Source organism: Streptomyces lushanensis (assembly GCF_001700515.1).
Classification (GTDB): Bacteria; Actinomycetota; Actinomycetes; order Streptomycetales; family Streptomycetaceae; genus Streptomyces; species Streptomyces lushanensis.
On the sequence record NZ_MAUD01000689.1, the window covers coordinates 1 to 1,773 of the forward strand.

At 73.4% G+C, this 1,773-nt stretch carries 2 protein-coding genes; one reads left to right on the forward strand and one right to left on the reverse strand.

Going from position 1 to position 1,773, the window contains the following annotated elements:
• Positions 1–232: 232 nt before the first annotated feature.
• Positions 233–1,003, forward strand: coding sequence for an SDR family NAD(P)-dependent oxidoreductase (locus BFF77_RS32430; protein ID WP_066957147.1), 771 nt, complete (start codon positions 233–235; stop codon positions 1,001–1,003).
• Between the two features lie 318 nt (positions 1,004–1,321).
• Here BFF77_RS32430 and BFF77_RS32435 read toward each other — a convergent pair.
• Positions 1,322–1,773 (reverse strand): alpha/beta fold hydrolase (locus BFF77_RS32435; protein ID WP_342671278.1); only part of this gene is annotated, 452 nt, incomplete at its 5' end.

Here is a 1,773-nt window from a genome sequence, read left to right on the forward strand (position 1 = left end):
AAGCGGCCACACAGCCGCGACCAGCAGTCGCCGTCGCGGCTGTGTGGCCGCTTCGCTGTCACATGTGTCGGTTGTGTCGGCTGTGTTGGTTTTCTGCTGTGATTCTCCGCTCATCACATTTGTACCTCCGTAACGAGATCAAAACATGATCCGTCCAGGTGCGCGATCCACGGAACGACGCCCGGTTCACGGGCTCTGGCGCGGCCGGTGAGGTCGGCGGCATGATCGGCCGATGAGACGTTTCGAGGGATACGGCGTACTGATCACCGGAGCCGGACGCGGCATCGGCGAGGCGACCGCGCGCCGGCTGGCGCGGGAAGGCGCGCGCGTCCTGGTCACCGACCTGGACGAGAAGCGCGCGGCACGGGCGGCGGAGTCCATCCCGGAGGCGGTGGCGTACGGGTGCGACGTGGCCGACCGTTCGTCGGTGGAGGCGGCGGTCGCGTACGCGGTGGAGCGCTTCGGCACACTGGACGTACTGGTCAACAACGCCTACGCGTGCACGCCGGACGCCCCGCTCTTCGAGGACGAACCGGACGAGGCGTGGGCGCGGGACCTCGACATCACGCTCACGGGCGCGTTCCGCTGCGCCCGCGCGGCGCTTCCGCATCTCGTGGCCTCGGGCCGGGGCGCGATCGTCACGGTCGGATCCGTCAACGGCGAGCAGGACTTCGGCAATCACGCCTACAGCGCGGCCAAGGCGGGCCTGGCGAGCCTGACTCGTACGCTGGCCGGCCACGCGGCGCCGCGAGGGGTCCGCGTCAATCTCGTCGCTCCGGGCACGATCGCCACGGACGCCTGGACGGGCCGCGAGGCGCGGTTGGCCCGCGCGGAGCCGCACTACCCGATGGGCCGGGTGGGCACCCCGGACGATGTGGCGTCGGCGGTCGCGTTCCTGGCCTCCCAGGACGCCGCGTGGATCACGGGCGTGACGCTCCCGGTCGAGGGCGGGCTCCTGACGAGCAATGTGGGCCTGCGACGGGCGCTCGGCCGGGACGACTGAGGGCCGAACACGCGGGCACGCGCGGGGCGGTCGGCGCGGGCGAGGGCCCTGCCGGCCGCGTCCCACGGACCGTCCGTCCGGCGCCCGTACGCCACGGGCGCCGGGCGGGCTCACGCCTCGCGCTCGCGGACGTCCACCGCACCGGGCGCCGCGGCCTGATCCACGAACGTCCGCCGGACAGGACCCGGCTCGCGCGGGGCCTCGGCGAAACGTGTGGGCGGCGGAGGCGGCCGTGCCGGAAGTGCTCGTACGCCGCACACTGACCGCCACGGGCCGGGCCCTGCCGCCCGCTTTCGGCGCGCCGCTCCGCGGCCGTGGTCACGCGTCGGCCGCTTCGAGGAGGATCCGCGCCAGTTCGGCAGGGCGGGAGAACATCGGCCAGTGGCCGGTGTCCATCTCGACCAGCCGCCAGCGCTCACCGGTCAGCAACCGGGCCACGTCCTCGCTCGGCTCCGGGCCGTCGAGCAGGCACTTGACGTATGTCGCGGGAAGGTCACCGAGCGGCCGGGCCAGCACGGCCGGTTCGGCCAGCGAGGCACCCGGATGGGGTGTCGAGCCGCTGACGATCCGGGCGATCTGCTCATCGGTGAGGCCCTGTCCGGCGTACTCGGCCGCGGTCAGCGGTGCCCAGAAGCCGCCGTTCGCGGCGATCGCGGCCTCCAGCTTCGCCGGGCCCTCCCACCAGGCGGAGACGAACGACTCCCCGTCGGCCGGGACATCGGAGTCGACGAAGACCACACGCGCCAGCCGGCCGCCGATCCGCTCGGCGG

What these genes read in the sequence shown, in the direction of transcription:
- BFF77_RS32430 (WP_066957147.1), top strand. Translation starts at nt 233, where the DNA reads ATGAGACGTTTCGAGGGATACGGCGTACTGATCACCGGAGCCGGACGC.